Origin of the sequence: Roseateles oligotrophus (genome assembly GCF_025717515.1) — a bacterium.
Taxonomy (GTDB): Bacteria; Pseudomonadota; Gammaproteobacteria; order Burkholderiales; family Burkholderiaceae_C; genus Paucibacter_A; species Paucibacter_A oligotrophus.
Map to the genome: position 1 here is coordinate 133,228 of NZ_JAJIRN010000001.1, position 22,380 is coordinate 155,607.

General features: G+C 63.6%; 15 protein-coding genes. 5 read left to right on the plus strand and 10 right to left on the minus strand.

The window, feature by feature from the left end; all coding sequences use genetic code 11:
* Positions 1–15: 15 nt before the first annotated feature.
* On the minus strand, positions 16–492 hold the full coding sequence (locus LNV07_RS00705; RefSeq protein WP_263569259.1) for a hypothetical protein: 477 nt from the start codon (positions 490–492) through the stop codon (positions 16–18).
* A 222-nt stretch (positions 493–714) separates the two neighbouring features.
* Complete coding sequence (locus LNV07_RS00710; RefSeq protein ID WP_263569260.1) at positions 715–1,239, minus strand: isochorismatase family protein; 525 nt, start codon at positions 1,237–1,239, stop codon at positions 715–717.
* A 138-nt stretch (positions 1,240–1,377) separates the two neighbouring features.
* On the opposite strand from LNV07_RS00710, the gene LNV07_RS00715 reads away from it, so the two are divergent.
* The 3 genes from LNV07_RS00715 (at position 1,378) to LNV07_RS00725 (ending at position 5,602) form a co-directional block, all read left to right on the plus strand.
* Positions 1,378–2,325, plus strand: a complete 948-nt coding sequence (locus LNV07_RS00715; protein ID WP_263569261.1) for a helix-turn-helix domain-containing protein — start codon at positions 1,378–1,380, stop codon at positions 2,323–2,325.
* 197 nt (positions 2,326–2,522) lie between these two features.
* Complete coding sequence (locus tag LNV07_RS00720) at positions 2,523–3,122, plus strand: PEP-CTERM sorting domain-containing protein (RefSeq protein WP_263569262.1); 600 nt, start codon at positions 2,523–2,525, stop codon at positions 3,120–3,122.
* 77 nt (positions 3,123–3,199) lie between these two features.
* Complete coding sequence (locus LNV07_RS00725) at positions 3,200–5,602, plus strand: M4 family metallopeptidase (protein ID WP_263569263.1); 2,403 nt, start codon at positions 3,200–3,202, stop codon at positions 5,600–5,602.
* Positions 5,603–5,831: 229 nt separating this feature from the next.
* Here the strand turns inward: LNV07_RS00725 and LNV07_RS00730 are convergent, their stop codons facing one another.
* The 3 genes from LNV07_RS00730 to LNV07_RS00740 form a co-directional block, all read right to left on the minus strand.
* Positions 5,832–7,625 (minus strand): glycoside hydrolase family 16 protein, encoded by a 1,794-nt coding sequence (locus tag LNV07_RS00730; protein WP_263569264.1) that lies wholly within the window; start codon positions 7,623–7,625, stop codon positions 5,832–5,834.
* A gap of 5 nt (positions 7,626–7,630) precedes the next feature.
* Entirely contained in the window at positions 7,631–8,290 is a 660-nt protein-coding gene (locus LNV07_RS00735) for a PEP-CTERM sorting domain-containing protein (RefSeq protein ID WP_263569265.1), read from the minus strand.
* Between the two features lie 224 nt (positions 8,291–8,514).
* The gene (locus LNV07_RS00740) at positions 8,515–9,228 is read right to left on the minus strand and encodes a PEPxxWA-CTERM sorting domain-containing protein (RefSeq protein WP_263569266.1); all 714 of its coding nucleotides are present in this window, start codon (positions 9,226–9,228) and stop codon (positions 8,515–8,517) included.
* Between the two features lie 638 nt (positions 9,229–9,866).
* On the opposite strand from LNV07_RS00740, the gene LNV07_RS00745 reads away from it, so the two are divergent.
* The gene (locus LNV07_RS00745) at positions 9,867–10,961 is read left to right on the plus strand and encodes an ABC transporter substrate-binding protein (RefSeq protein ID WP_263569267.1); all 1,095 of its coding nucleotides are present in this window, start codon (positions 9,867–9,869) and stop codon (positions 10,959–10,961) included.
* Positions 10,962–10,993: 32 nt separating this feature from the next.
* Here LNV07_RS00745 and LNV07_RS00750 read toward each other — a convergent pair whose 3' ends face one another.
* From LNV07_RS00750 to LNV07_RS00760, 3 genes are read right to left on the minus strand one after another with little or no spacing between them, the layout of a single operon-like run.
* Positions 10,994–14,125, minus strand: a complete 3,132-nt coding sequence (locus tag LNV07_RS00750; protein WP_263569268.1) for an error-prone DNA polymerase — start codon at positions 14,123–14,125, stop codon at positions 10,994–10,996.
* Entirely contained in the window at positions 14,125–15,477 is a 1,353-nt protein-coding gene (locus tag LNV07_RS00755) for a Y-family DNA polymerase (RefSeq protein ID WP_263569269.1), read from the minus strand. Before LNV07_RS00755 ends, LNV07_RS00750 begins: the two co-directional genes overlap by 1 nt.
* Positions 15,431–16,318, minus strand: coding sequence for a recombinase RecA (locus tag LNV07_RS00760; protein ID WP_263569270.1), 888 nt, complete (start codon positions 16,316–16,318; stop codon positions 15,431–15,433). Before LNV07_RS00760 ends, LNV07_RS00755 begins: the two co-directional genes overlap by 47 nt.
* A 152-nt stretch (positions 16,319–16,470) precedes the next feature.
* Between LNV07_RS00760 and LNV07_RS00765 the strand changes: the two genes are divergently transcribed.
* Positions 16,471–17,340: a hypothetical protein gene (locus LNV07_RS00765; RefSeq protein ID WP_263569271.1), complete on the plus strand. Its 870-nt coding sequence runs from the start codon at positions 16,471–16,473 to the stop codon at positions 17,338–17,340.
* Between the two features lie 40 nt (positions 17,341–17,380).
* Here the strand turns inward: LNV07_RS00765 and pepF are convergent, their stop codons facing one another.
* Positions 17,381–19,267, minus strand: coding sequence for an oligoendopeptidase F (gene pepF, locus LNV07_RS00770; RefSeq protein WP_263569272.1), 1,887 nt, complete (start codon positions 19,265–19,267; stop codon positions 17,381–17,383).
* Between the two features lie 118 nt (positions 19,268–19,385).
* A complete protein-coding gene (locus LNV07_RS00775) occupies positions 19,386–22,283 on the minus strand; it encodes a M16 family metallopeptidase (protein WP_263569273.1) in 2,898 nt (965 codons plus the stop codon).
* Positions 22,284–22,380 lie beyond the last annotated feature (97 nt).

Genomic DNA, 22,380 nt, shown 5'->3' on the forward strand with positions numbered 1-22,380 from the left:
ACTGCCTAGTCGCGATCAGTGATGCCAGAACAGCAGGCGGGTGCCGCTGGCATCCAGATTGCTGATGGCGATGTTGCCCATCGAGTTTGCACTGTTGTATTGGCCCGCGCCGGCCGCCAGTAGGTCGGCCAAACCGACCTGCAAGTTCAGCTTGCCGGCACCGATGATGAGCTGACTGCCGCCCTGACCGTCGTAGCCGGTTTGCAATGCTCCGTTCATGCCGGCGGTCTGGATGGCGGCGGCAAATTCGGCCGGTGAGAGCTTTGTCTTTTCGGCCGCCAACTTGTCGCTGTCCAGCAGGTTCAATAGACCTGGCAGCGCCATGCTCGGCAACGCCGCGAGCAGGGGGCTTGTTTGCGCGCCGCCGTTGACCGAGCGCATTTCTTCGTCACCCAGCGGCTGCGGAGCGGCCAGCGTTGCTGCCGAGCAGGCCAAAGCGGCCGTGGCCAAGAGCAGGCTGCGGGTCAGGAACTTGGCGCTGGCTGTGAACATGGCAATACCTCGGCTGGCTTCAGTGCGGGGCCAAAACTTGGCCCGATGCAACAATTCTCAAAGCAGCGAAGGCGTCTGAATAGGCCTGAGCGGCGATGCAGGCGGCCGTTTCGTGACATAGGCGGCATGCAGCGAGCTTTGTTGGCGCGGCTGTAGCGGCGCTGGTTTTTCTAGACCGCGCCGGCCCGTGACGGAGTTGGCATGTCGTCCTCGGGGGCGGTTTTAGAACGCCTCGGCCAAGGGCAGCACGGTCACACGCCTAGACACCGCGCTCAGCGCGATCTGGTGCAGCATCTCGGTGACGGTGGCGCAGCAGTCTGAAAGGATGCTGACCTTGGCATATTGCTCCGCCGCCTTCGAGATGGCGGTATGGGTGACGCAATTCTGGGTCATCATGCCGCAGATCAGCAACTCGCTAACGCCCAGCTCGGACAGCGTCTGGGCCAGATTGGTGTCGTCAAAACTGTCCGCGAAGCGCTTGATCACGAGCGGCGCTTGAGGTGCTGCCGCCAGCACGCGCGGGTGAGTGGCCACGCCCGCGCTGCCGGCATTGAAGAAGGGTGAGGGGCCTTTGGCCGGATCGGCGATGTGCTGAATCAGGATCACCGGTACCTGCGCCGCTTGGGCCTTGTGGATGGCCGCTTCGACCTGCGTCAGCACGCCCTCGGCATTGTGCAGCGGGTAGTTGCCATCGGGGAAATAGTCCATTTGGACATCGATGACGAGCAGGGCTTGTTGCTGTTTCATGGGGATTGGTCTCCGGCTTTGTTGATGAATCGATGGGCAAATTGTTGCAAGCGGCGGTTTGGTTGACGAGTGGCCTGATTGACATTTATCGATAAAATCGGGCCAAACTTCCCGACCGAGCAAACCGCGTGCAAATCGATGAAAGCCCACCCGATTGCCGTGCTGGCCTTTGACCAGATCAGCCCATTTCACCTGGCCGTGCCCTGTGCCGTGTTCGGCGAGTCGCATCCGGGCGCGCCGCCTTTCGAGTTGCGGGTATGCGCCGCCGAGCCCGGTACTTTGATGACGACGGCCGGTTTTGGCCTCAGCTTGTCTGCGGGTCTGGAGGCCTTGAAGGGCGCGCGCACCGTCATCGTGCCGAGTTGGCGTGACCCGCAGGAGCGTCCGGCGCCGGACTTGCTGGATGCGCTTCGCCGGGCCCACAAGGCCGGCGCACAAATGGTCGGCCTGTGCTTGGGCGCCTATGTGCTGGCCGAGGCGGGCTTGCTGGATGGGAGGCGCGCCACCACGCATTGGGCCTATGCGCAGGACTTTGCTGCGCGCTACCCTCGCGTGCAGGTGGATGCCGATGTGCTTTATATCGACGAGGGAGATGTGCTGACCTCGGCCGGAACCGCCGCCGGCATCGATGCCTGCTTGCATCTGCTGCGTCGGCAATATGGCGCGGCCTCGGCAAACACTGTGGCGCGGCGCTTGGTCGTGCCGCCGCATCGGCAGGGCGGGCAGGCGCAGTTCATTGAACAGCCGCTGCCCGAGACCGCGCGCGACTCTCGTTTGGCCGCCGTCATCGAGCGGGTGCGCGGCGATCTGACGCAGGCGCACAGCCTGGACAGCCTGGCCGATAGCGTCGCCATGAGTCGGCGCAGCTTCACCCGGCATTTTCGGCAGCTAACGGGCACGACCGTCGGCGCCTGGTTGCTCAGCGAGCGCCTGGCGCGCAGCCAGGCCTTGCTGGAGGGCAGCGATCAAAGCGTCGAGCAGATCGCCGAGTTGGCCGGCTTCGGCTCGGTGGTGTCGCTACGGGCGCATTTCCGCAGTGCGTTCGGGGTTTCGCCACGGGCTTGGCGGCAGACCTTCAGGGGTTGAGGGCTGCTCGACCGCTTGACCTTCGAAACTTGGCGTCACGGCGGTGCCATAGTGGCTTTCCCTCTCCTGGCTTTCCCTTGTCGTGGCTTCCCCTATCGTGGCATCCCCTCTCCCTTGCGGAGGAGGGCTCATGGAAACATTCGAGCACAAGAATCCTGCAGGGTTCGACCTCCATTAACTGTTTCAGGGGATATTGAATGCAGCCATCGCTTCGCTTTCTTTCGGCCGCCGCACTGACCTTGCTGTCCGCATCGTCTTTTGCCGCGTCAACGGTTTACACCTCATCGGCGGACTTCATGAGCCATGTCGTGGCGGGCTCCTACACCGAGAACTTCAACGGACTCAGCAGCCCTCCAGCGGGCGGAGCTTTCGCGGGCGGCGGTTTTTCTTATGCCGTCTCCGCGCCTAGCGATCTCTATGCTTCGGGCGAATTCCTGGGTACCAACCAGATCGACGAGGCGCTAACGATTACTTTCACCGGCGGCAATGTCACCGCGGTCGGCAGCAACTTCTACTCCACCAATATCTCTGACCAGTTTCAGGCGGTGTCGCTCACCATCACCTTGAACGACGGCACGGTCACGACCTTCACCCCGACCTCGGTGCTCGACAGCTACCGCGGTTTCACCTCGAATGTGGGCATCAGCTCGCTGGTGATGAGTGCGGCGGGCGCGTCTTTGTATGTCGGCGTCGACAACCTGACGGTCGGCGTGAGCGCAGTGCCGGAGCCAAGCAGCTGGGCCTTGATGGGCTTGGGTTTGGCCGGCTTGATCGCTGCACGTCGGCGCACGGTCTGATTGGTCCGACGCGGGCGCAGCGCGCCTCATCCTCAATACATTGTTGATGCGGTTTTATGCCGCACAAGAAAGTGATTATGTCTAAAGCTACATTGAAAATGTCGGTCATTGCCCTTTCAGTGGGTTTGGCCTTGGCGGCCCAGGCGCAGGCTCAAGTTCCTGAAAGCTTGCAGGGCCAGCGCGAGGCTGTCGCCCGCCTGGCCGCCGCCACCGGCGGCACTGCCGATGTGTCCATGCATGCCGCCACCGGTGCGGCTCGATTTGTTCGCGTGGCGCCGGGAGGCAAGCTCGGCGCGCAGGTCCGCGGCGGTGCCGCCAGCGACGCCGCCAAGCAGAGCAGCTCGCAGCAGTTCCTGAACGAATACGGCAGCCTGTTCGGTATCACCAACGCCGCCACCGAACTCGCCGCCGCCCGCGTCGAGAAAGATCGTCAAGGCGGAACGCACCTGACCCAAAAGCAGGTCTATCAAGGTTTGCCGGTTTTTGGCGCCGAACTGAAGTCCCATTTTGACGCATCGGACAATCTGATCGTCGTGAACGGTACCTTCATTCCCGGTATCAACGTCAATGCCACGCCCAACCGCTCGGCCGAGCAGGCGAGCAAGATTGCGCTGGGCTTGGTCAGCACCGAGCTCGGCCGTGCGACCAAGCTGACGGCTGCCGCGCCGACCCTGATGATTTATCGTGAAGGCTTGGCCAGGGGCATCGAGGGCGCCAACCATCTGGCCTGGCAAGTCGAAGTTGGCAATCGCGCGAACGTGCGCGAATTCGTCTATGTCGATGCGCACTCGGGCAAGGTCATCGACAAGATCACCGGTATCCACGAGGCCAAGAATCGCCGTGCCTACAACGGGTTGGGCGTTACGGCGCCAGGGCCTAACTACCCTGCCTCGCCGTTCTGGGTCGAAGGTCAGCCCTTCCCGACCGGCACCAGCGAGGCCGACAATATGATCGCCGCCTCGTCGGAAATCTATGACTTGTTCAAGGTCGCCTTCGGCCGCGACTCCTTCGACGGCAAGGGTGCCACCATGGATTCGATCTTCAACCGTGGCGACAGTTGCCCGAATGCGTCGTGGAACGGACGCTTCATCTCCTTCTGCCCAGGTACCACCACCGATGACGTGACCGCGCATGAGTGGGGCCATGCCTACACCGAGTACACCGACAACCTGATCTACCAATGGCAACCCGGCGCTTTGAACGAGTCCTACTCGGACATCTGGGGCGAGACGGTTGACCGCCTCAACGGCCGCGGCGGAGACACCCCCGATGCCGCGCGCTCGGACGGCGCCTGCTCCGTCTTCACCAAGGTCGGCGGCGTTCCCGGCACCGATAACTCCGTGCGCTGGCTGATGGGCGAGGACTCGTCGGCCTTCGGCGGCGCGATCCGGGACATGTACAACCCGATTTGCTACGGCAACGCGGGCAAGGTCTCGGATGCGAAGTACCGTTGCACAACCGCCGATTCTGGCGGCGTGCACAGCAACTCCGGCGTGCCCAACCACGGCTATGCGCTGCTGGTCGATGGCGGCAACTACAACGGTCAGTCCGTCGCCGGCATTGGCCTGACCAAGGCCGCCCATATCTACTACCGGGCGCAAAGCGTTTACCAGGGCCCGGCCAGCGGTTTCGCCGACCATGCCGATGCCTTGCTGCAGTCCTGCAAAGACCTCACCGGCGTGAACCTGGCTCATCTGAAAACCGGCGCGGCCTCGGGCGAAGTCATTGCCGCAGCGGATTGCGACCAAGTCTCGAAGGCGGCGCTCGCCGTCGAACTGCGCACGCCACCGACCCAGTGCAACTTCAAGCCATTGCTGGCAAAGTCGCCACCGGCCTTGTGTGCAGTGGGCAACCCTACGTCCTTGATGGCGGACAACTTCGATGGCGGCAAACGAGGCGGCGCGCGTTGGCTGGTGAGTCATGCGGGCGTCTCGGGCGACTTCACCGCACGTGATTGGGGCGTTGTCACCAAGCTGCCGAGCCAGCGCGCTGGCTACGCCATCTTTGCCGCCGATGCCAATATCGGCACCTGCTCACCGGGCGGCAACGAGGCCGGTCTGCAGCGTCTGGAGAGCCCGGAAATCACGATTCCTGCCGATGCCACGGCGCCCAAGCTCACCTTCGATCACTGGATCGCAAGCGAGGTTGGTTATGACGGCGGCAACCTCAAGATCAGCGTGAACGGTGGCGCCTGGACCCTGGTCAAGGGCAGCGACTTTGTCTACAACCCCTACAACATGAACTTGATTTCGGCCGCTGGCGGTAATGACAATCCGCTCGCCGGCCAAGCCGCCTTCTCGGGTGGTGATGGTGGTTCGGTGAGTGGTTCATGGGGCCGTTCGATCGTCAATCTGGCGCCTTACGCCAAGGTCAATGACAAGATCAAACTCCGCTTTGAAATGTCCAACGACGGCTGCGGCGGCACCATTGGCTGGTATCTGGACGACGTGATGGTTTACCGCTGCCCAGTCGCACCGTAAACCTGCACCGAGCCGGGCCTGAGCCCGGTAATTGACGCAAAGGGGCTTCCGTTGGGGGCCCCTTTTTTTACGGCGCTCGCTCTGGCCGGTTTCATCATGCCGGCCAATCGGCTTGGCCAATTGACGCAGGCTGCGTGGCCTGCTGACAATCCAGCAAAGCCAACGGGGAGAGATCCCTGGATGAGATCTTTCCCCGGGCATGCAAGTCCGGATCCTGCGCGAGCAGGGGCTACCTCATGGTGAAGCTGCGGGAAGGCGAATCGACCGCCAATTGACGCATATTGTCCCAGTAAGTGAAGCGGAATTCGACGACATCCCCCTTCTTGAGTCCACCTGCTGCATAGCGACTGCCCGTGCCGTCTTGGCGCAAGCGCACCGACTGGGTTTCCCCGCCATTGACCGTGTAGTGCACATCCGCCCAGCCTGCCGAGCTGACCGAAAATTCAAGACTGCTAGGGCTGGTCTGCGCGGACGCCGTTGAAGCCAAGCCCGCCGGCAACAGCTTCTTCAGCGCCACTTGGGTGGTCTTGAGGCTCGTGCTGCCCGAGTCCCAAATGATGTCGTCGATCGCCATCTGGAATGAGGTTGTCGGCAAGGCACCATCGACGCTGTAGATTTGGAACATGTCCAACATCGCTTGCAGGGCCACCTTGGGTCCGGCAATTTCAGCGACCGGGATGGTGGCCGTACCCCATTCACCATCTCGCAGCAGACCGTAGGCGCTTGTGTTGGCCGGGAAAGTGACCGCGTTCTGATTGGTGAAGTTGTCTTGAATGCCCACCTTGAAGGCAACGTTGGCCGGGATCTTGATTTTCAGCTTGATCTGCCCGTTGCGAAATCCTGTCATGTCATGCAATTGCTTGGACTGCACGCTACCGCCAAACCACTGTCCTGGCGTTACATAACGCCAAGCCAACACGCCGCCGCCCTCAAACGGAGGGATGTCGCCGGCGGCAAGGTTGTTCCAGACGAAGATGTCGGACGATACGCCCGGCACCTGCTTGTTGTTGACCAGCGTTAAATCTGTGAAGACGCCGAATTTGCCGACTTCGGGCTGGCTCTGCAGGCCGAGCTTGACCTCGCCCTTGCCGTCCAGCTCGTATATGCGCACATAGTCCACATACATCGTGCCCGGCAGGGGCGCTGTCACCTGGGCCGCCGTTGCGGCGGGCGTGAAGTTGCCTCCCACGGCCATGTTCAGCAACATGTAGAACGGCGCTTGCAGGGAGGGCGAGTTGACCGCGAGCGGACTCTTGTACATATCGTACTCACGCCCGTTGTCGAGTACGCTGAAGCGCATCTGCGACTCCGTCCAGTACAGGCGGTAGGTGACGAAACGGTTCGCCAGTGATCGGCTTGGTGTGTACCAGTTGCGGGTCTGCCAAGAGGTCGAACCGGCGCAGCTTTCGTTGCCCGGCACGCAGGCGGCTTGCTGGAAGGTGATGACGTTGGAGCCCACAAATTGGTCGGGCGAAATCGATGGCAATCCGGCCGGGAGCTTGCCGCCCATTTCCATCATGTCGATTTCGCCGTTGCGTGGCCAAACCTGCGGGCTGACGCCCAAGAGCCATGCGGCCGGCCACAGCCCGATGCCTACCTGCGGCGTGGCCATGCGGACCTCGATCATTCCGTACTGAACCTGCACCTTGCCGGACGTGTCGAGCTTGCCCGAGCTGAAGGCGTTGCCGCCGATGTTCTGGCGCAGCGCGGTGATGGCCAGTGCTCGAGTGCCCGGCTCGAATGGCACGTTGGCAATACTGAGATTGTTGGGGCTATAGAACTGCAGTTCCTGGTTGCCATAACCGCAGAGGTTGATCTGGCAGCCATTGCCGTTTGTTGCGGTCCAGACGCTGGTGTCCAGGCTGGCTGCGTTGAACTCTTCGGACCAAAGCAGCTTGCCAATGACGGGGCTGGTCACGCTGGCGAAGCTGCCGACATTGCAGCTCAGCAGCGCGCCGCCGAGCAAGGCTTGCAGCAAGTGGCGCTGTGCCCAAGAGGCTGGTGAGTTTTCTTGGCGATTCATCGGGTTCATCCTTGCGTGCAGGAGTTCAATGGGGCGCCTACCGCTTTGCGGTTTTGGCGCCGCAGGGCCGTAGCAATCAGCAAGCCTCCGGCCAACATCAGGGCGTAGCTGGCCGGTTCCGGCACGGCGCTGACCGTGATGCGGGCGGCCGGCAGTCCGATGAATTGGCTGGTTACTTCTTGCCAGGCGCCTGCGTTCGATGTGTAGGCCCAATTGACGGTGGGCACATCGGTGCCGCTTTGCCAGGAACCCGAGAAGCCGTTGTCGGCGATGGCCGCCAGCCAGTAGTTGCCGGCGGCCAGCGTCCAAGCTCCGGGCGTAAGCATGGAATTGGCTACCGGGTTGTCCAGGTGGCTGCTGTAAAGCCATGCGGAGGCGGACGGCACAGCGCCTTGCTTGGCCATGATGCCTACGGTGACTCCGCCCAAGCCATCGATGGACGTGAGAATGGATTCGATCGACGTTGCAACACTCAGAGTGAAGGGGATGGCTACGTCTTGGCGGCCCGAGCCGTCTTGGTAAAGCTGTGTCGGCCAGCCTTCGACCGCATCGCCGGGGCCGAAGGAGTCCAACACGACGGTGCCTGAGGCATGGACATGAGTAGCCAGTCCGCTCAGCAAGAGCAGGACGGGAATTTTCAAGTGTCCTTGGATTTCGAATTTCATACCGATATCTCCGGAGAAGAGTCCGCAGGCAAGGGGCCAAGGCGGATCAATATTTGCAAGAAGTTGGACGACGTCGAATGAACCATCTTGTTGCCGCACAGCAGAGCTATGAGGCCGCAAACCCGGCACAAATTGCCATCGCCGCTTTTCTGCCGCGCAGATTCTCAAATCGCTTCGCCAGCCCTCGGGGAGAGGGCGGGGGCGAAGCGACAGGTCCGGGGCTCCTAGGCGCGACGCCTGCGCGCTGCGGCGCCGAGTATGCCCAGGCCAGCCAGCATCAGGGCATAGGTCTGCGGCTCCGGCACGGCTGCAGCAATCACGCTCAGATTGATGTCATCGATCAAGACCGCGTTCTGGCGATTGCTGAGCAAAGGGCCGACGGCTGTGTTCATTTCCAGGAATAGCGCCACCGTACCGGCAGGTATGACGCCGCCTTGGTACGTGATCTGCGACCAATTGCTGGTGCTGAGGCTGTTTTGGAAGAACTGATTGCCGCTGGTGCCGAGGATGCTGCCGTCAGCACTCAAATATCGCAAGGCGAACAAGACATTGCCTGTTTCGCTCACATCGCCCTTGGCCCAGAAACTCAAGCTCGGGCTGGTACCGATATTGGCCGCGTCCAGTGCCAACAGACCGCCGTGGTCCATCGAGTTCTGGAACAGGGTCGAGCCACCGAAACCGTTCGGATTGGTGAGCAGGGCCGAATGTGAGCCGCTGTGAGCATCGGTCGACCACATGGCGGGGTTGCCGGTGGGGGCTGCTAACCAGCCTTGGGCGAAGTAGGTCGCGTCGCCGGGCGGATTGGCGGCGCTATTGGCCGTTTCAAACCCGCCGTTGGCGAAACCGTTGCTTGTGGCTGCTCCGGCGGCATTGACCAGACCAACAGCCAAAGTTGCGAACAAGAGGGGGGCGACCAGGTTCATCTTCAAATTCTTCATGTCTCTTCCTTGGTTTTTTGGGGGTGGGATTGATTTCCAGAAACGGGGCAAGGCCGATTCACTGCGGCTGGTCACCCTAATCATGAAAGCGGTTTCTGAAAGCGCTTTCATGATTGCCGAACGATATGAGCAAACGAAAAGGCCGTCCATGTGGAATACCCTTGTATGTGGGAGTCTGGATATTGGCATCGCTCCTTAAGTGGCCCATCTGAGCAAGCTCTGCCGACATTTGGATGGGCCAGTTTTGGTGTGGTTTTGCAAGCTTGGCGGCACGTAGAACATCATCGGTGCCCCCCCCCCCCATGTCGTCGTTGCAAATCCTCGCGACGCCACTTGGTGTCCCTGCGGTCTATGCCTAAGCACAGAACCAAATTCATCGGTTTTTGAAAGTGCTATCAAGAATGCGGCCTTGCATTGGGAGACCCGCAGGCCTGTCGTTTTGCGCCAGCCCCCCGAGGGGTTGGAGAAACAACTGGGGGTAGGGCGGCGTTCCGCTGATTGAGCGCTGCGGGTTGGTCTGCATGGCTCACCGAAAAGTGGGCTCAGTTCTCGGCCAGTGCCGTCACTCCGCCGAAATTTGGCAGCGTCAATTGCGTGACAATGGGTTTCTCCCACGTCCGACCAAGGATCCGCCCTGTATGCGAACACTGCGCGCCGGCCTGCTAGTCTTGCTGCTGCAATTGGCGGCACCTTGGGCAATCGCCTTGAACGTAGCCTTTGTCAATCCGGGCCGTTCGAACGAGGCCTTCTGGTTGGCCTCCAGCCAAGCCATGCAGTCCGCCGCCGACAGCCTCGGCATCAGACTGGAAGTTCTCTACGCCGAACGTGAGCCGAAGCGAGCGTTGGAGATCGCACAGGAGATTGCCCAGCGACCCGCCGCGAAGCGACCCGACTATGTGATCCTGGTCAACGAAAAAGGAACCCTGGTTGAAAGCGCGCAAGCTCTGGGCGCAGCCGGGATCAAGACCTTTGCCGCCTACAGTGGCCTGCTGCCGCAGGAACGGGCGCAATGGGCGCCGCGCAAGGGCCTGCCGCTGCTGCTGGGCAGCCTGGAGCCGCGCGCTCGCGATGCCGGCTACCTGACCGCCCGTGCGCTGATTCAGCAAGGTCTGGCCGAGAAACGCCTGGCCGCAGATGGCAAGTTGCACATGCTGGCGCTGGCCGGTGACCGTTCAACCCCGGTCTCGATTCAGCGCAATGAAGGCCTCCGCCAGGCCCTTGCCGAGAATCCGCAGGTCGAGTTGAAGGAGCAAGCCTTTGGCGACTGGCGTCGCGATCTGGCCAAGGAGAAGACGCAAGGCCTGCTGCAGCGCTATCCGGAGGCCCAATTGCTCTGGGCCGCCAGTGATCTGATGGCTTTTGGCGCCCTTGAGGCCCTGGAGTCCCGTGAGCGCAAACCCGGTCGGGACATGCTGGTGTCGGCCATCAACACCTCGACAGAGGCGATGCAGGCACGCATAGACGGGCGCTTCGCGGCGCTGGCCGGCGGCCATTTCATGACCGGTGCCTGGGCCTTGGTGATGATTTACGACCATGCCCAAGGCCGCGACTTCAGCGACGAAGGCCTCGAACTGGAGCGGCCGATGTTCATGCTCTTCAGCAAGCCGGAAGCGACGCGCTTCCTGAGTCGTTTCGAGGGAGGCATAGGCAAGCTCGACTTTCGACCCTATAGCAAGCATCTGAATTTAAGGCTGAAGCAATATCAATTCGGGCCGGGTGCCTTGTTGAAATAGGCGATCGTTACCGAGCAGTCGCACCCGCCACCTCACTTGAAATCCCGACTCCGCTCCAGCCCCAGCCGGCCCAAGAGCGGCGTCAAGTCGTCGAAGCTGCGCGCAACAAGATGGCGTACGCCGTTTTCATGCTGCCAGACCCCGTGCACGGCCAAGAGCCTTGCGGCGCGCACGACGCGGCGGTGCTCCGCATACACAGCGGGCCAGACGATCACCTGCACGCTGCCGCTCTCGTCCTCGAGGCTGATGAAAAGCGTGCCATTGGCGGTCTGCGGGCGCTGGCGCACGGTGACGATGCCGCAGGCATGCGCCTTGCGGCCGTTCGGCCAATGCTGCAGTTGTTCGGAGTTCTTGAGGCCCAGCTTGGCCAGGCGCGGGCGCAAGAGCTTGAGCGGATGGCTGCGCAGCGTCAGGCCCAAGGCGGCGTAGTCCCAGATCACTTCTTCGCCTTCGGGCGCGGCCGGCAGGTCCAAGTCCTCATCCGCGCTGAATGAGCCCTGCAACAAGCGCGGATGCGCACGCAGCGCCGAGGCCTGCCAGACCTGCTGGCGGCGCTGGCCGGCCAGCGACATCAGCGCATCGGCGGCGGCGAGTTGCTGCATGTCTTGCTGGTCCAGCTCGGCGCGCAGGGCCAGGTCTTGCGCGTCGCTGAAGGGGTGGGCGCTGCGGGCGGCTTCAATCCGCTCGGCCGCAGCGTTACTGAGCCCCGAAATCAGCTGCAGACCCAGGCGCACCGCCGGCTGTTTAAACCCGTCGCGAAGCTCCAGCGTGCTCAGGCGCTCGCTCTCATTGACATCGACCGCACGCACCTCGATCTGGTGCCGGCGCGCATCCTGCACCAACTGGCTGGGGGTGTAAAAGCCCAGCGGTTGCGAGTTCAGCAAGGCGCATAAAAACGCCGCCGGCTCATGCCGTTTGACATAACAGGACACATAGGTCAGCAGCGCGAAACTGGCCGCATGGGATTCGGGGAAACCGTAGGATGCAAAGCCCTTGATCTGGCGAAAGATCGCCTCGGCGAATTCGTCCTGATAGCCGCGCGCGCTCATGCCGGTGAGGATTTTTTCGTGGAAGCGGGCCAGGTCGCCGGGCCGCTTCCAGGCCGCCATTGCACGCCGCAACTGATCGGCCTCGCCGGCGCTGAAACCGGCGGCGATCATCGCCACCTGCATCACCTGCTCCTGGAAAATCGGGATGCCGCAGGTGCGCTCCAGCGCCGCGCGCAACTCGTCCTTCGGATATTTGATCTGTTCGGGTGGCAGCGCGCGGTTCTTCAAATAGGGGTGGACCATGCCGCCGGCAATCGGCCCGGGGCGCACCAGCGCCACCTCGATCACCAGGTCGTAAAAGCAGCGCGGCTTCAGGCGCGGCAGCATCGACATCTGCGCGCGCGACTCGATCTGGAACACGCCGATGGTGTCGGCCTTGCAGATCATGTCGTAGGTGGGCACATCGCCTTCGGGGACGTCTTTGATGCCGAAGGGCTTGCCACGCAGGCTGCTGATGAGGTCGAAGCTGCGTTTGAGCGCGCTCAGCATGCCCAGCGCCAGCACGTCGACCTTCATCAGGCCGAGCGCGTCGATATCGTCCTTGTCCCACTGGATCACCGTGCGCTCGGCCATGCTGGCGTTCTCGATCGGCACCAGCCGTGACAGCGGCCCCTCGGTCAACACAAAGCCGCCGGGATGCTGGCTGAGGTGGCGCGGCATGCCCATCAGCTGGCGGCTCAGGCGTACCAGCTGGCGCAGCTGCAAGTCCTGCGGGTCCAGGCCCAGTTCGATCTGCAAAGCTTGCAGGCGCTCATCCGGCAGGCTTTCCTCGCTCCAGCCGCTGTGGTCTTTGGCGAGCTTTTCGACCAAGGTCTCGTCCAGCCCTAAGGCGCGGCCGACGTCGCGGATCGCGCTGCGCGGCCGGTAGCTGATGACGACGGCGGTCAGCGCGGCGCGCTCGCGGCCGTATTTGCGGTACAGGTATTGGATGACTTCCTCGCGCCGCTCATGTTCGAAGTCCACATCGATATCGGGCGGCTCATTGCGCTCGCGGCTGATGAAACGCTCGAACAACATGCTGCTGCGCGCCGGGTCCACCTCGGTGATGAACAGGCAAAAGCAGACGATGCTGTTGGCGGCCGAGCCACGGCCCTGGCAGAGAATCTTGCGGCCGCGCGCGAAGCGCACGATGTCGGCCACGGTGAGAAAGTAATGCTCGTAGCCGAGTTCCTTGATCAGGCCCAGCTCATGTTCGATTTGTGCGCGCAGTTTGCTCGTTAACCCATTGGGCCAGCGCCGCGCGGCGCCGGTCTCGGTCAGCGCGCGCAGATGGTCGGTCGCGGTGCTGCCGGCGGGGATCACCTCGCTGGGGTATTGGTAGCGGATCTCGTCGAGCGAAAAATTGCACATGCCCGCCACCACCAGGGTCTCGGCCAGCAGCTCGGCCGGGTAGAGCTGGGCCAGGCGCAGGCGGCTGCGCAGATGGCGCTCGGCGTTAGGCTGCAGCTCAAAGCCGCATGCGGCGATCGGTCTGTTCAGGCGCGTCGCGGTCATCACATCCTGCAGCGGCTTGCGCGAGCGCCGGTGCATATGCACATCACCGCAGGCGACCAAGGGCAGGGCGGTTTGCTCAGCCAGCGCACGCATCCGCTGCAGCCAGACCTCATCGCCCAGTTCGCGCAGCAACTCGACACCTAACCAGGCGCGGCCCGGCATATGCTGCAGCAGCCAGCGCGCCGGGGCGAGCAGTTGTGCGTCGCTGGCCTCGCGCGGCAGCAGGGCGATGAACAAACAATCGGCCAAGGCCGCCGGCCGCAATTGCGACCAGCGCAGGCAGTACGTGCCCTTGTCGGCGGCGCGGCGCAGCTCGGTGATGAACTGGCAGAGATTGCCATAGCCGTTCAGATGGCGCGCTAGGACCAAGAGCTTGAACAGGGGTTGGTCGTCCTCGCCTTGAATGCTGAATTCGGCGCCAATGATCAGCTTGAGCTCACATGCTTTTGCGGCAACGTGGGCGCGCACGACGCCGGCCAGCGAGCATTCATCGGTCAGGGCCAAGGCGGCATAACCCTGCGCATGAGCGCGCTCCACCAGCTCGGCCGGCGTCGAGGCGCCGCGCAGAAAAGTGTAGTTGCTCAAGGCATGCAGCTCGGCATAAGCACTCAAACCGATCATCAGGCAAACACCCCATGCAGAAACCAGCCATGCTCGAACTCGGACAAGCGCTGCTGAAACACCCACAGCACGAGGTGGCCGGCGCTCAGCGCAAGAAAATAGTCGCGCTGCACCTGGGCGTGGCCATTCGGCAAGGCCGCGCTGAGCTGCCACCAGCCGCCCTCGATGCGCTGCGGCCCGGCCAGCAATTGCAGCGGCGCCTGCTGGTACTGCGGCCTGTCTTGGTACACCGCCAGGCGCAGCGGAGGGCTCAGCAACCAGGTCGGCTGCGCGGTGGCGGGGCCGCGCGGCGGCTGGGACATTTTGGGCGCCGTGCCGCTGTCCGCCCAGGCCTGCCAATGCTGCATCGCCTCCAGCCTGTGGTCTGCCAGCAAATGACCGCAGCGCACCCGCTCCGGACCCAAACGAGTCGAGATGCGTTCCAGCAATTGGGTCAGCGGCTCATGGGCCTGGTCGGGGGCGGCCGGCAGCAGGCTGGCGCTGAGTTCTTCCATCGCCAGCACCTCGCCCGCTTGCAGGCGGATCTCGCCGGCCGGCGCGGCCAGCGTCAGCTGCGCCAGATGCTCGGCCAGCAGGCGCGAGAGGTGGCCGAAGTCGCGCGTGCAACAGCTGGTGCGGATGCTCAAGGCGCCGCCGCTGCCGGCGTCGCGGGCGCGCATCGCGTCGTGATCCCAGTGCAGGGTCAGTTCCTGAATGCCAGCATGGCGTGCCGCCAGCCAGGCGCATAACTGCAAGAGCAGTTGGCGCACGAACTGCAGCAGCAGCTGCGCGTTCTCGACCCGCTGCGGCAGCTCCAGCCTGGCCTCGAACTCGGCCGGTGCCTGCAGCCAGGCATGAGCCTCGGGCAGCAGGCCCAGCGCCTGGTCGAGGGCTTGCAGCGGCGCCTTGCCGAAGCGCCGGCTCAGGCCGGCACGCGGCAGCCGCCGCACATCGCCCAGCGTGCGGCAGCCCAGCCGCGCCAGCATCGGCGCATGCGCTTGCACGGCGCTCAGGCAGTGCAAGGGCAGGCCGTCGAGAATTTGAGTTATGGGTCGACTCAAGCCGTCGCTGACGGCGGCGCGGGCCAGGGCCAGCGCGGCTAGGCTGGTCGGAGCCCAGGCAAGGGCTTGCAATGCCAGGCCGGATGAGGCGGCGCCGTCGCGCACTCGCGCGTGCAGCGCGTCGGCGCCGCGGAATAGGCGCAGGCAGGCATGGACCTCCAGCACCACCGCATCTTCCAGGCGCGCGACCTTGGGGCTGAACTGCAGTGCCCACCAGGCCAGCGCTTGCTGGGTTTGGTCCGGTGCTGCGGCACAGCCCTGTTGCTCATCGCAGCTGGTTGGCGGGCTGAGTAGCAGGGCGAGCCAATGCATGGCGAGCCTCCACGGCGATAGGGCCAGGATGTTGAGCCCGTGGCAGCGCCAGGCCCAGCATCCGCGGGGTCAGCACCTGCGCCAAGTCGGCCGGCATGGCCGGCAGGCTCAAGAGTCCCTCATGCACCGGACCGCGGCGCTTGAGGATGTGCAGTTGCAGCGTCCAGCCCGGCCCGGCGCTGACGCACAGGCGCAAGGGTGCGGCCGAGGACTGTGTTTGTACGGCGAGCGGGCGGAACAGGAAGATCGGCGCATCCATCAGCTGGGCGCAGCTTTGCAGGCGGCGGATTTGTTCGGGCGCTGCGTTGGGCAGCCAAGCCAGGATGGCGGCACTGGCATTGGCCTTGATCGCTTGCTCCAGCACCCAGAGTTGCTGGGCCGGCGTCTGCGGCGCGACCCAGATCAGGCGCTGGGGCTGCAGCCCCGCGCGTTGCAAGCCGGGTAGATGCGGGGCCAGCGGTGGGTTGATCAGCAAGAGCGGGCGCTCGGGGTGTGTGGCGCTGAGCCGACTGGCGGCGCCCCGGCCGGCTTTTTTTTTGTTGCCGCTTGCAGCGGGCGGCTTGCCGGCCTCGGTCTGAAGCAGCAAGCGCAAGGCCGGTGCCAGCAAGCGCCATTCCAAGGTGGCCACGCTGTCGCTGAGGATCTCGCTCAAGCTTTGCGTTGGCCAACCGCCACCTGGCAACTCGGCGTCCAAGGCGGAAAAGCCACTGCCAACGCACATGCTGTGGCTGCTGCCCAAACTGCTGGCGCGCCAGACCCGCGCTTGCAGCAGCGCGTCCAGCCTTGCGCTGTTGGCGGCGGCGGACGAAGGTGGTGGCGGTATGGGGTCGGCGGCAAACATGGCTTGCTGGTAGCTGTATTTTTATACAGTATACGACCCTGAGCTGAACGAGCAAGCCGATTTAGGGGGTGGGGGCTCGGCAAGAGGGTTGCTTGGTTCTCTTAGAATCCTGTCCGGGCCTGAACGCCTGCATAGAGCTGTATATCTGCGTGATGAATAACAAAACGGTCTGGCTTTGCTTGGCTTATCTGCTTGCGGATACGGCCGCCTTCGCCACGCCCGTGGTGCCGCCGCTGGAGCAAGATCAACAGAAATGGGAGCAACAACTCGGGGCCGAGCATGCTCAGGCGAGCTCATTGCAGGGGCAGCCGCCGAAGCCGGAGGCGGGCGTCGCAGTAATCGCTAACAGCCCCTCGCTTGCGGATTTGACCAAGCAGCCCGGCGCCGAGTTCGAGACGGTGTTGGCCAAGGGTGAGTTGGTTCACGGCACCGGTCTGCGGCCCAGCAGCCGAACCGAGCAGGATCTGTTCGGTGGCGGAGCCAAGGACAATATGCTGATATCCGCCGAGGTCAAGAATGTCTTGAAGGATCTGCGCGGCGAGTTGCATCAAATCACCGGCGATTATTTCAAGAATTCACAGGCCGAGAGCGAAGCCGAGCAAGCGAGATTGGTGCGTCGCCTCGATGAGGCCAAGTCTGCTCGAGATCAGACCATGGGCTCGACGGGGCGCCCGCTGTCCGAAGAGGAGCGTCGCTTGGGCGCCTGGCGGATCGCGCTGTTGACCGAACAGTTGATCGAAGATATCAAACCCTGGGCGATCACGGCGCTGCTCTTGTTTGGGCTCTTTCACTTAACGCAGGCTTTGCTGCGCAAGCAGGCTGCGGTCAAGTTGCTGCGCGCTAAATTGCGCGATGAGGCCAGCGGCAAAACCCGCAGCAGAGCAAGCAGTCAAGCCGCGCCCGCCCAGGCCACGCCGACCAAGGGGCAGCACACCAGGGTCAGGCAGCGAATCCGCTTGAGCTCGGCCGCATCGCCCAGTTCGTCGGACTCATCAAGATCACGACGAAACCGGCCGTTGTAGGCCGGTCTTTGCCGCGGAGCTTGTGTTGGCCTCTGACGGCTTACTTTTTCTCGGCCAGCAAGGTTTCCAACTGATCCATGGCCCGGTTCATTCGCCGTACCAATGCGCGGTAGGGCTCCGGTGAGGCCAGATCCAGGCCGGCGGCGCGGGTCAGCGGATAAGGGTCGGCGGAGTTGCCGGCCTTCAGCATGGCGAAGTAACGCGCACGCAGATCGGTGTCACCGTTGCCAATGCCCTCGGCAAAAAAGGCCGCAGCGCTGATGCAGGTGGCGTATTGATAGACATAGAAGTCGCGGTAGAAATGCGGGATATAGGCCCACTCGATGCCGTAGATATCATCGATCTTGACCACGCCCTTGGCGTCACCGTGATAGCGCTTGAGCAGATCCAGATAGATCTTGCTCAGGCCCTCGCCGGTGATCGGCTCGCCTTTCTCGACCGCGGCATGCGCGGCCAACTCGAACTCGGCAAACATGGCCTGACGGAAGAAAGTGGCGCGCAGATTTTCCAGCTGCTGGCTGAGCGCAAAAATCTTCTCGTCGCGGGTCTTGGCGTTGGCGACCATATGGTCGGCCAGCAGCAGCTCGTTGGCGGTGGACGGGATCTCGGCGATGAAGGTCGCATAACCCGAAGTCTCGTAGGGCTGCGAGTTCGAGTAGACCGTGTGCATCGCGTGGCCCCACTCATGCGCCAGCGTCGAGACGCTGTTGTAGTCGCCGTTGTAAGTCATCAAGAGATAGGGGTGCACATCGTAGGCCGAGCCGTTCATATAGGCGCCCGAGCGCTTGCCGCGCTGTGGCTGCGAATGCATCCAGTTCTGCTTGAAGGCGGCGCCGAGCTGGTTTGTGTAGTCCTCGCCCAGTGGCTTCAATGCGGCCAAGGTCAAGGCCTCCGCCTCGGCTTGGGTGTAGGTGCCCGAGGGCTTGGCCAGCGGCACATACATGTCCTGGTAGCCGGCTTGCTTCAAACCCAGCACCTTGCTGCGCAAGCTCAGGTAGCGGTGCAGCGTCGGCAGGCCGGCATTGGCTTCTTGCACCAGAGTCAGATAGACGGCCTCCGGGATGTTGTACTCGGCCTGCGCCATCGCCACGCTGCTCGGGTATTTGCGCGCCTTGGCGTTGAATACCGTGCCGCGCAAATTGGCCGCGTAGACGGCGCCAATCGTGCGCTCATAGTTTTTGTAGGTCGGCCAGAAGGCGTCGAAGACCTGCTTGCGTACCTTCGGATCGGGGTCGGAGCGATGGGCGCCGTATTGTTCTTGATCGAGCACCACCTCCTTGCCGCGAATCTTGATCTTGGGCCAGGGCAGATCGGCGTTGGTCAGCAAGGTATAGATCTGACCCGGTTGCTGCAAGGTCTCGCTGGCGGCGGCGAGCAGCGCTTCTTCCTTGGGGCTCAAGGTGTGCTCGGCCATGCGCAGAATGGTCTGCAATGTTTGCTTGTGCTTGGCCAGGCCCGGCTCGGCTGCGATGAAGCCCTCGACCTTGCTGCGGCCAATGGCAGCCACTTCCGCGTTGACGAACGAGGTCGCCTCGCCATATTGGTTGTAGATCTGGTCGCCCAACTGGCTGCGCGCCTGGTTGGCGGTGATCTGGGTGTTCTCGTCCGCCTTCATGCTGGAATAGGACTGCAGGCGCGACAGGCGGCGCTGCAGCGCCGACATCAAGTCCATGCCGGCCAGCAGGCTCTGCGCGCCTTGGCCCAAGCTGCCTTGCATCGCCTTGAGCTTGGGGAATTCGGCCATGATGGCGAGGCGCTCGGCCTCCCATTTGGCGTCATCGGCGTAGAGCTGGGTCAGGTCCCATTGCTGCGTGCTGGCCTTGCTGGCGGCACTGGCGACTGGTTTGGTCGGGGCGGCTGTGGCGGCTTGTGCGTTGCTGAGCAGCAGCAGGGTCGCTGCGGCAAGGGCGATGGCGGTCAATTTCATGGGCGGTCTCTTCGCTTGTGGCGGTTTTGATGTTGCGCCGATACGGGTCCGGCGAGCCCCGCCATTGTGCCGCGCCCGCAGCGCTCAGGCATTCGTCATGCTCGGGCCTGTGCCTCGCTCAGGGTTCGGCGCTCAAGACTCCGTTGATCAAGACGACCCATTGCCGTGGCCGTAATGCGCGGCGCAGCGCTTGCAAGACTTGCTCCGGGCTGGCTGCCTCCAGCGCCGCGTCCTCGGCCGCTTGCTGGCTGATGAAGTTCATGTCCAGATCGAAATGCGCCAGCAGCGCTGCGGCCAGATGGGCGTCCTGGCCGCGCTGCTGGCGTCGGTCGGCCAGCAGTTGCCGGCGCACCCGCTCCAATTCGGCTGCGCTGGGCCCGAAGCTGAGCAAACGGGTGATTTCTTCTTGCAGCGCCGTCTCGACCTTGAAGGCGCTGGCCGGGGCGCTGCTGGCTTGCAGGCTGAAGCGGGCGGCATCATCGGCCGGATGGTTGGGCACGCGCAAATTGGCGCTGATGTTGTAGCTGAGCGCATCCTGCTGGCGCAGCCGCTCGGCCAGACGCGAGCCGCTGGCGGAGGCGCCGTCACCTGCCAGCAAGCGGGTGCCCAAGAGCAGGGCCGGGTAATCAATCGACTGCTGCGTGAGGGCCAGGTCTTGCTGCATGGCGACGCTGGCCGCGCCCTCTGCCGCTTGTTGCTGGCTCACCGCGATGAAGCGTGCGCCCGCCACCGGTCTATGGGCCTGCCGCTGCCGCACAAAGGTCGGTGCCGCGAGGCCTTGCCAATCGCCGAAAAGCGTCTCCAGGCGGGCGCTCAGCTGATCGGGCAGATTGCCGACGACGGCGATCTGCGCTTGATTGGCCGACCAGAATCGCGCATGAAAGTCACGCACCTGCTGAGCATCCAGACCGCGCCAGATTTGCAGCAACTCTTCGGCCGATTGTTGGTAGTCGGCGGCATCCGGCGCCAAGCCTTGCTGCTGATTCAGATAGCGGCGCAGCCTGTCCTGCACCGAACCGGCGGTCGCGCGCGCGGCCGCCTCCAAATTCGCCAATGTCGCTTTGCGCACACGCTCGAAGGCGGCATCCGACAGCGTCGGCCGGCGCAGCAGGTCGCGCAGCAGTTCCAGCGCGGGCAGCAGGCTGGCTTTGCGGGTTTGCAACTGCAGCTGCAAACCCTGCGGCCCGCTTTGTATGCGGATGTCGGCCTGCAATTGCTGGCGCAGGCGCTGGATGTCGGCCGCCGAATGCTTGGCCGCACCGTCCTCCAACATCGCGGCGAGCGGCCGCCAGCCTTGCTGACCGGCCATTTCATCGGCGCTGCCCCAGCGCAGCGACAGCAGCAGGCTGACCTGCTCGTTGGCGCTGGGCTTGGGCAGCAGGGCCAACTGCATGCCGCTGCTCAAGCGCAGGCGTTGCACGCGCGATTCGATCGCGGCCGGGTCCGCATCGAAACGCTCGGCCGGGCTTTGCTGGCCACCGAGCATGGCCCCACCCGATTTGATCTTCTCCAGCCCTGATGAGGGGTCGGTGACCACCTGCACCTCGGCCGCTTTGGCGAACAGACCCGCCAACAAACCCCTTGGCGCTTCGCCCGATTCGGCGTTGCGAATGCTGGCATCGGTGACGCCGCGCGCGACGCTGCGGTTCTCCGCCCGCACATAGTTGGCGGCCACCTTGCGCACATCGTAGGCGCGCAGCTCGGGCAGGGCGTCGAGCAGTTTGAAGGGCAGCCGCCAGTCGCCGGCACCGATGGCGTGACTGATCAGTTGAGCGGCGGCGTCGGGGTCCTGCAACTGGCTCTTCAGCTGGGCGGCGCTGCCCACCGCCACCCGGCGCACCAGCGCGTCGCCCATGCGTTGCGGGTCGATGAACTGGCCCAGCTCATTCAGCCAGCGTTCTTCAAACTGCTCCAGCTCGCGGCGGGCCGAGGCCTGGTCGCTGGCGCTATTGGGCAAGAGCAAGCCCAGGCCAAGCAGATTGGGGTCGCGCGAGATCGGCATGCCGTTCATCAGCAGCGCCCGACCGGGCCAGGCCGGGTCTTGCATCAGCCGCTGGCTGACTCCCAGCAGCAGTTGGCTCAAGACCATCAACGCCGGCGCATCCGGGTGCGCCATGCCGGGCGTGCGGTAGGCCACGGCCAGCGCCGTTTGCGAGGTGTGCAGGGTGCTGAGCCTGGGTGCTTGCTGGGGTGGCTCCGGCGGGGCTTCCTGCTCGGGCGATGAGCTTGTTTGAGCCGAGTCCGGCAGCGCTCCAAAAGCGTCGACTACGGCGCTCAGCGCCTGGGCCGAATCGAAGGCGCCCGAGATCATCAGCACCGCCTTGTGGGCTTGGTAATGGCGTTCGTAAAAACCGCGCAGGCGCTGCAGCGACAGCGCCTCAATGTCCGGTGTGAAGCCGATCACCGGACGGCCGTAAGGGTGCTGTCGATAGGCGCTGGCCTGCAGGGCTTGATGCAATTGCTGGGCAATCTGGCCGCCACGCAAACCCATCTCGTTGAGCACGATGGGCTTTTCTTTCGCGAAGTCCTGCTCGCTCAGGCGCGCGCCCCGCATGCGCGAGGCCTCCAGCTTCAACACCCGTGCCAGCGTACTCGGGTCCGGGTTGAACCAGCTGAAATAATTGGTTCGGTCCATGGTGGTGGTGCCGTTCCAGCGCACCTGCATCTGTTGCATTTCGGCCGCCAGATCGGGGGCATCCTGGGTGCCCCTGAAGGTCACATGTTCAAGCAGATGCGCCATGCCGGCTTCGCCCGGACCCTCATGCCGGCTGCCGACGCGGTAGGTCATCGTCACCCGAGTGAGCGAGTGTTTCGGTGTGGGCATCAAGAGTATTTGCAGACCGTTGCTCAGACGGTATTCGCTGATGCCGCCGAGCGTGCGCAACTCTTTGAGGCCAGCGCCATCCGGCTTGGGTTCCGAGTTCGGTTGTGCGAATGCCGGCTGTGCAGCAAACGCCAGCACCAGCAGCAAGGTGCGCGCATGGCGAATGGCGCGATCGGGGGCTGTACGTTGCATGGAGGCATCGCAGTGAAGAGGGCTTGATTTTCAGGCAAGGCCGAGCCCAAGTGCCTGCGGCGACCCGTTTCGATCTGTTGTGCCTTTGCCGCATCCA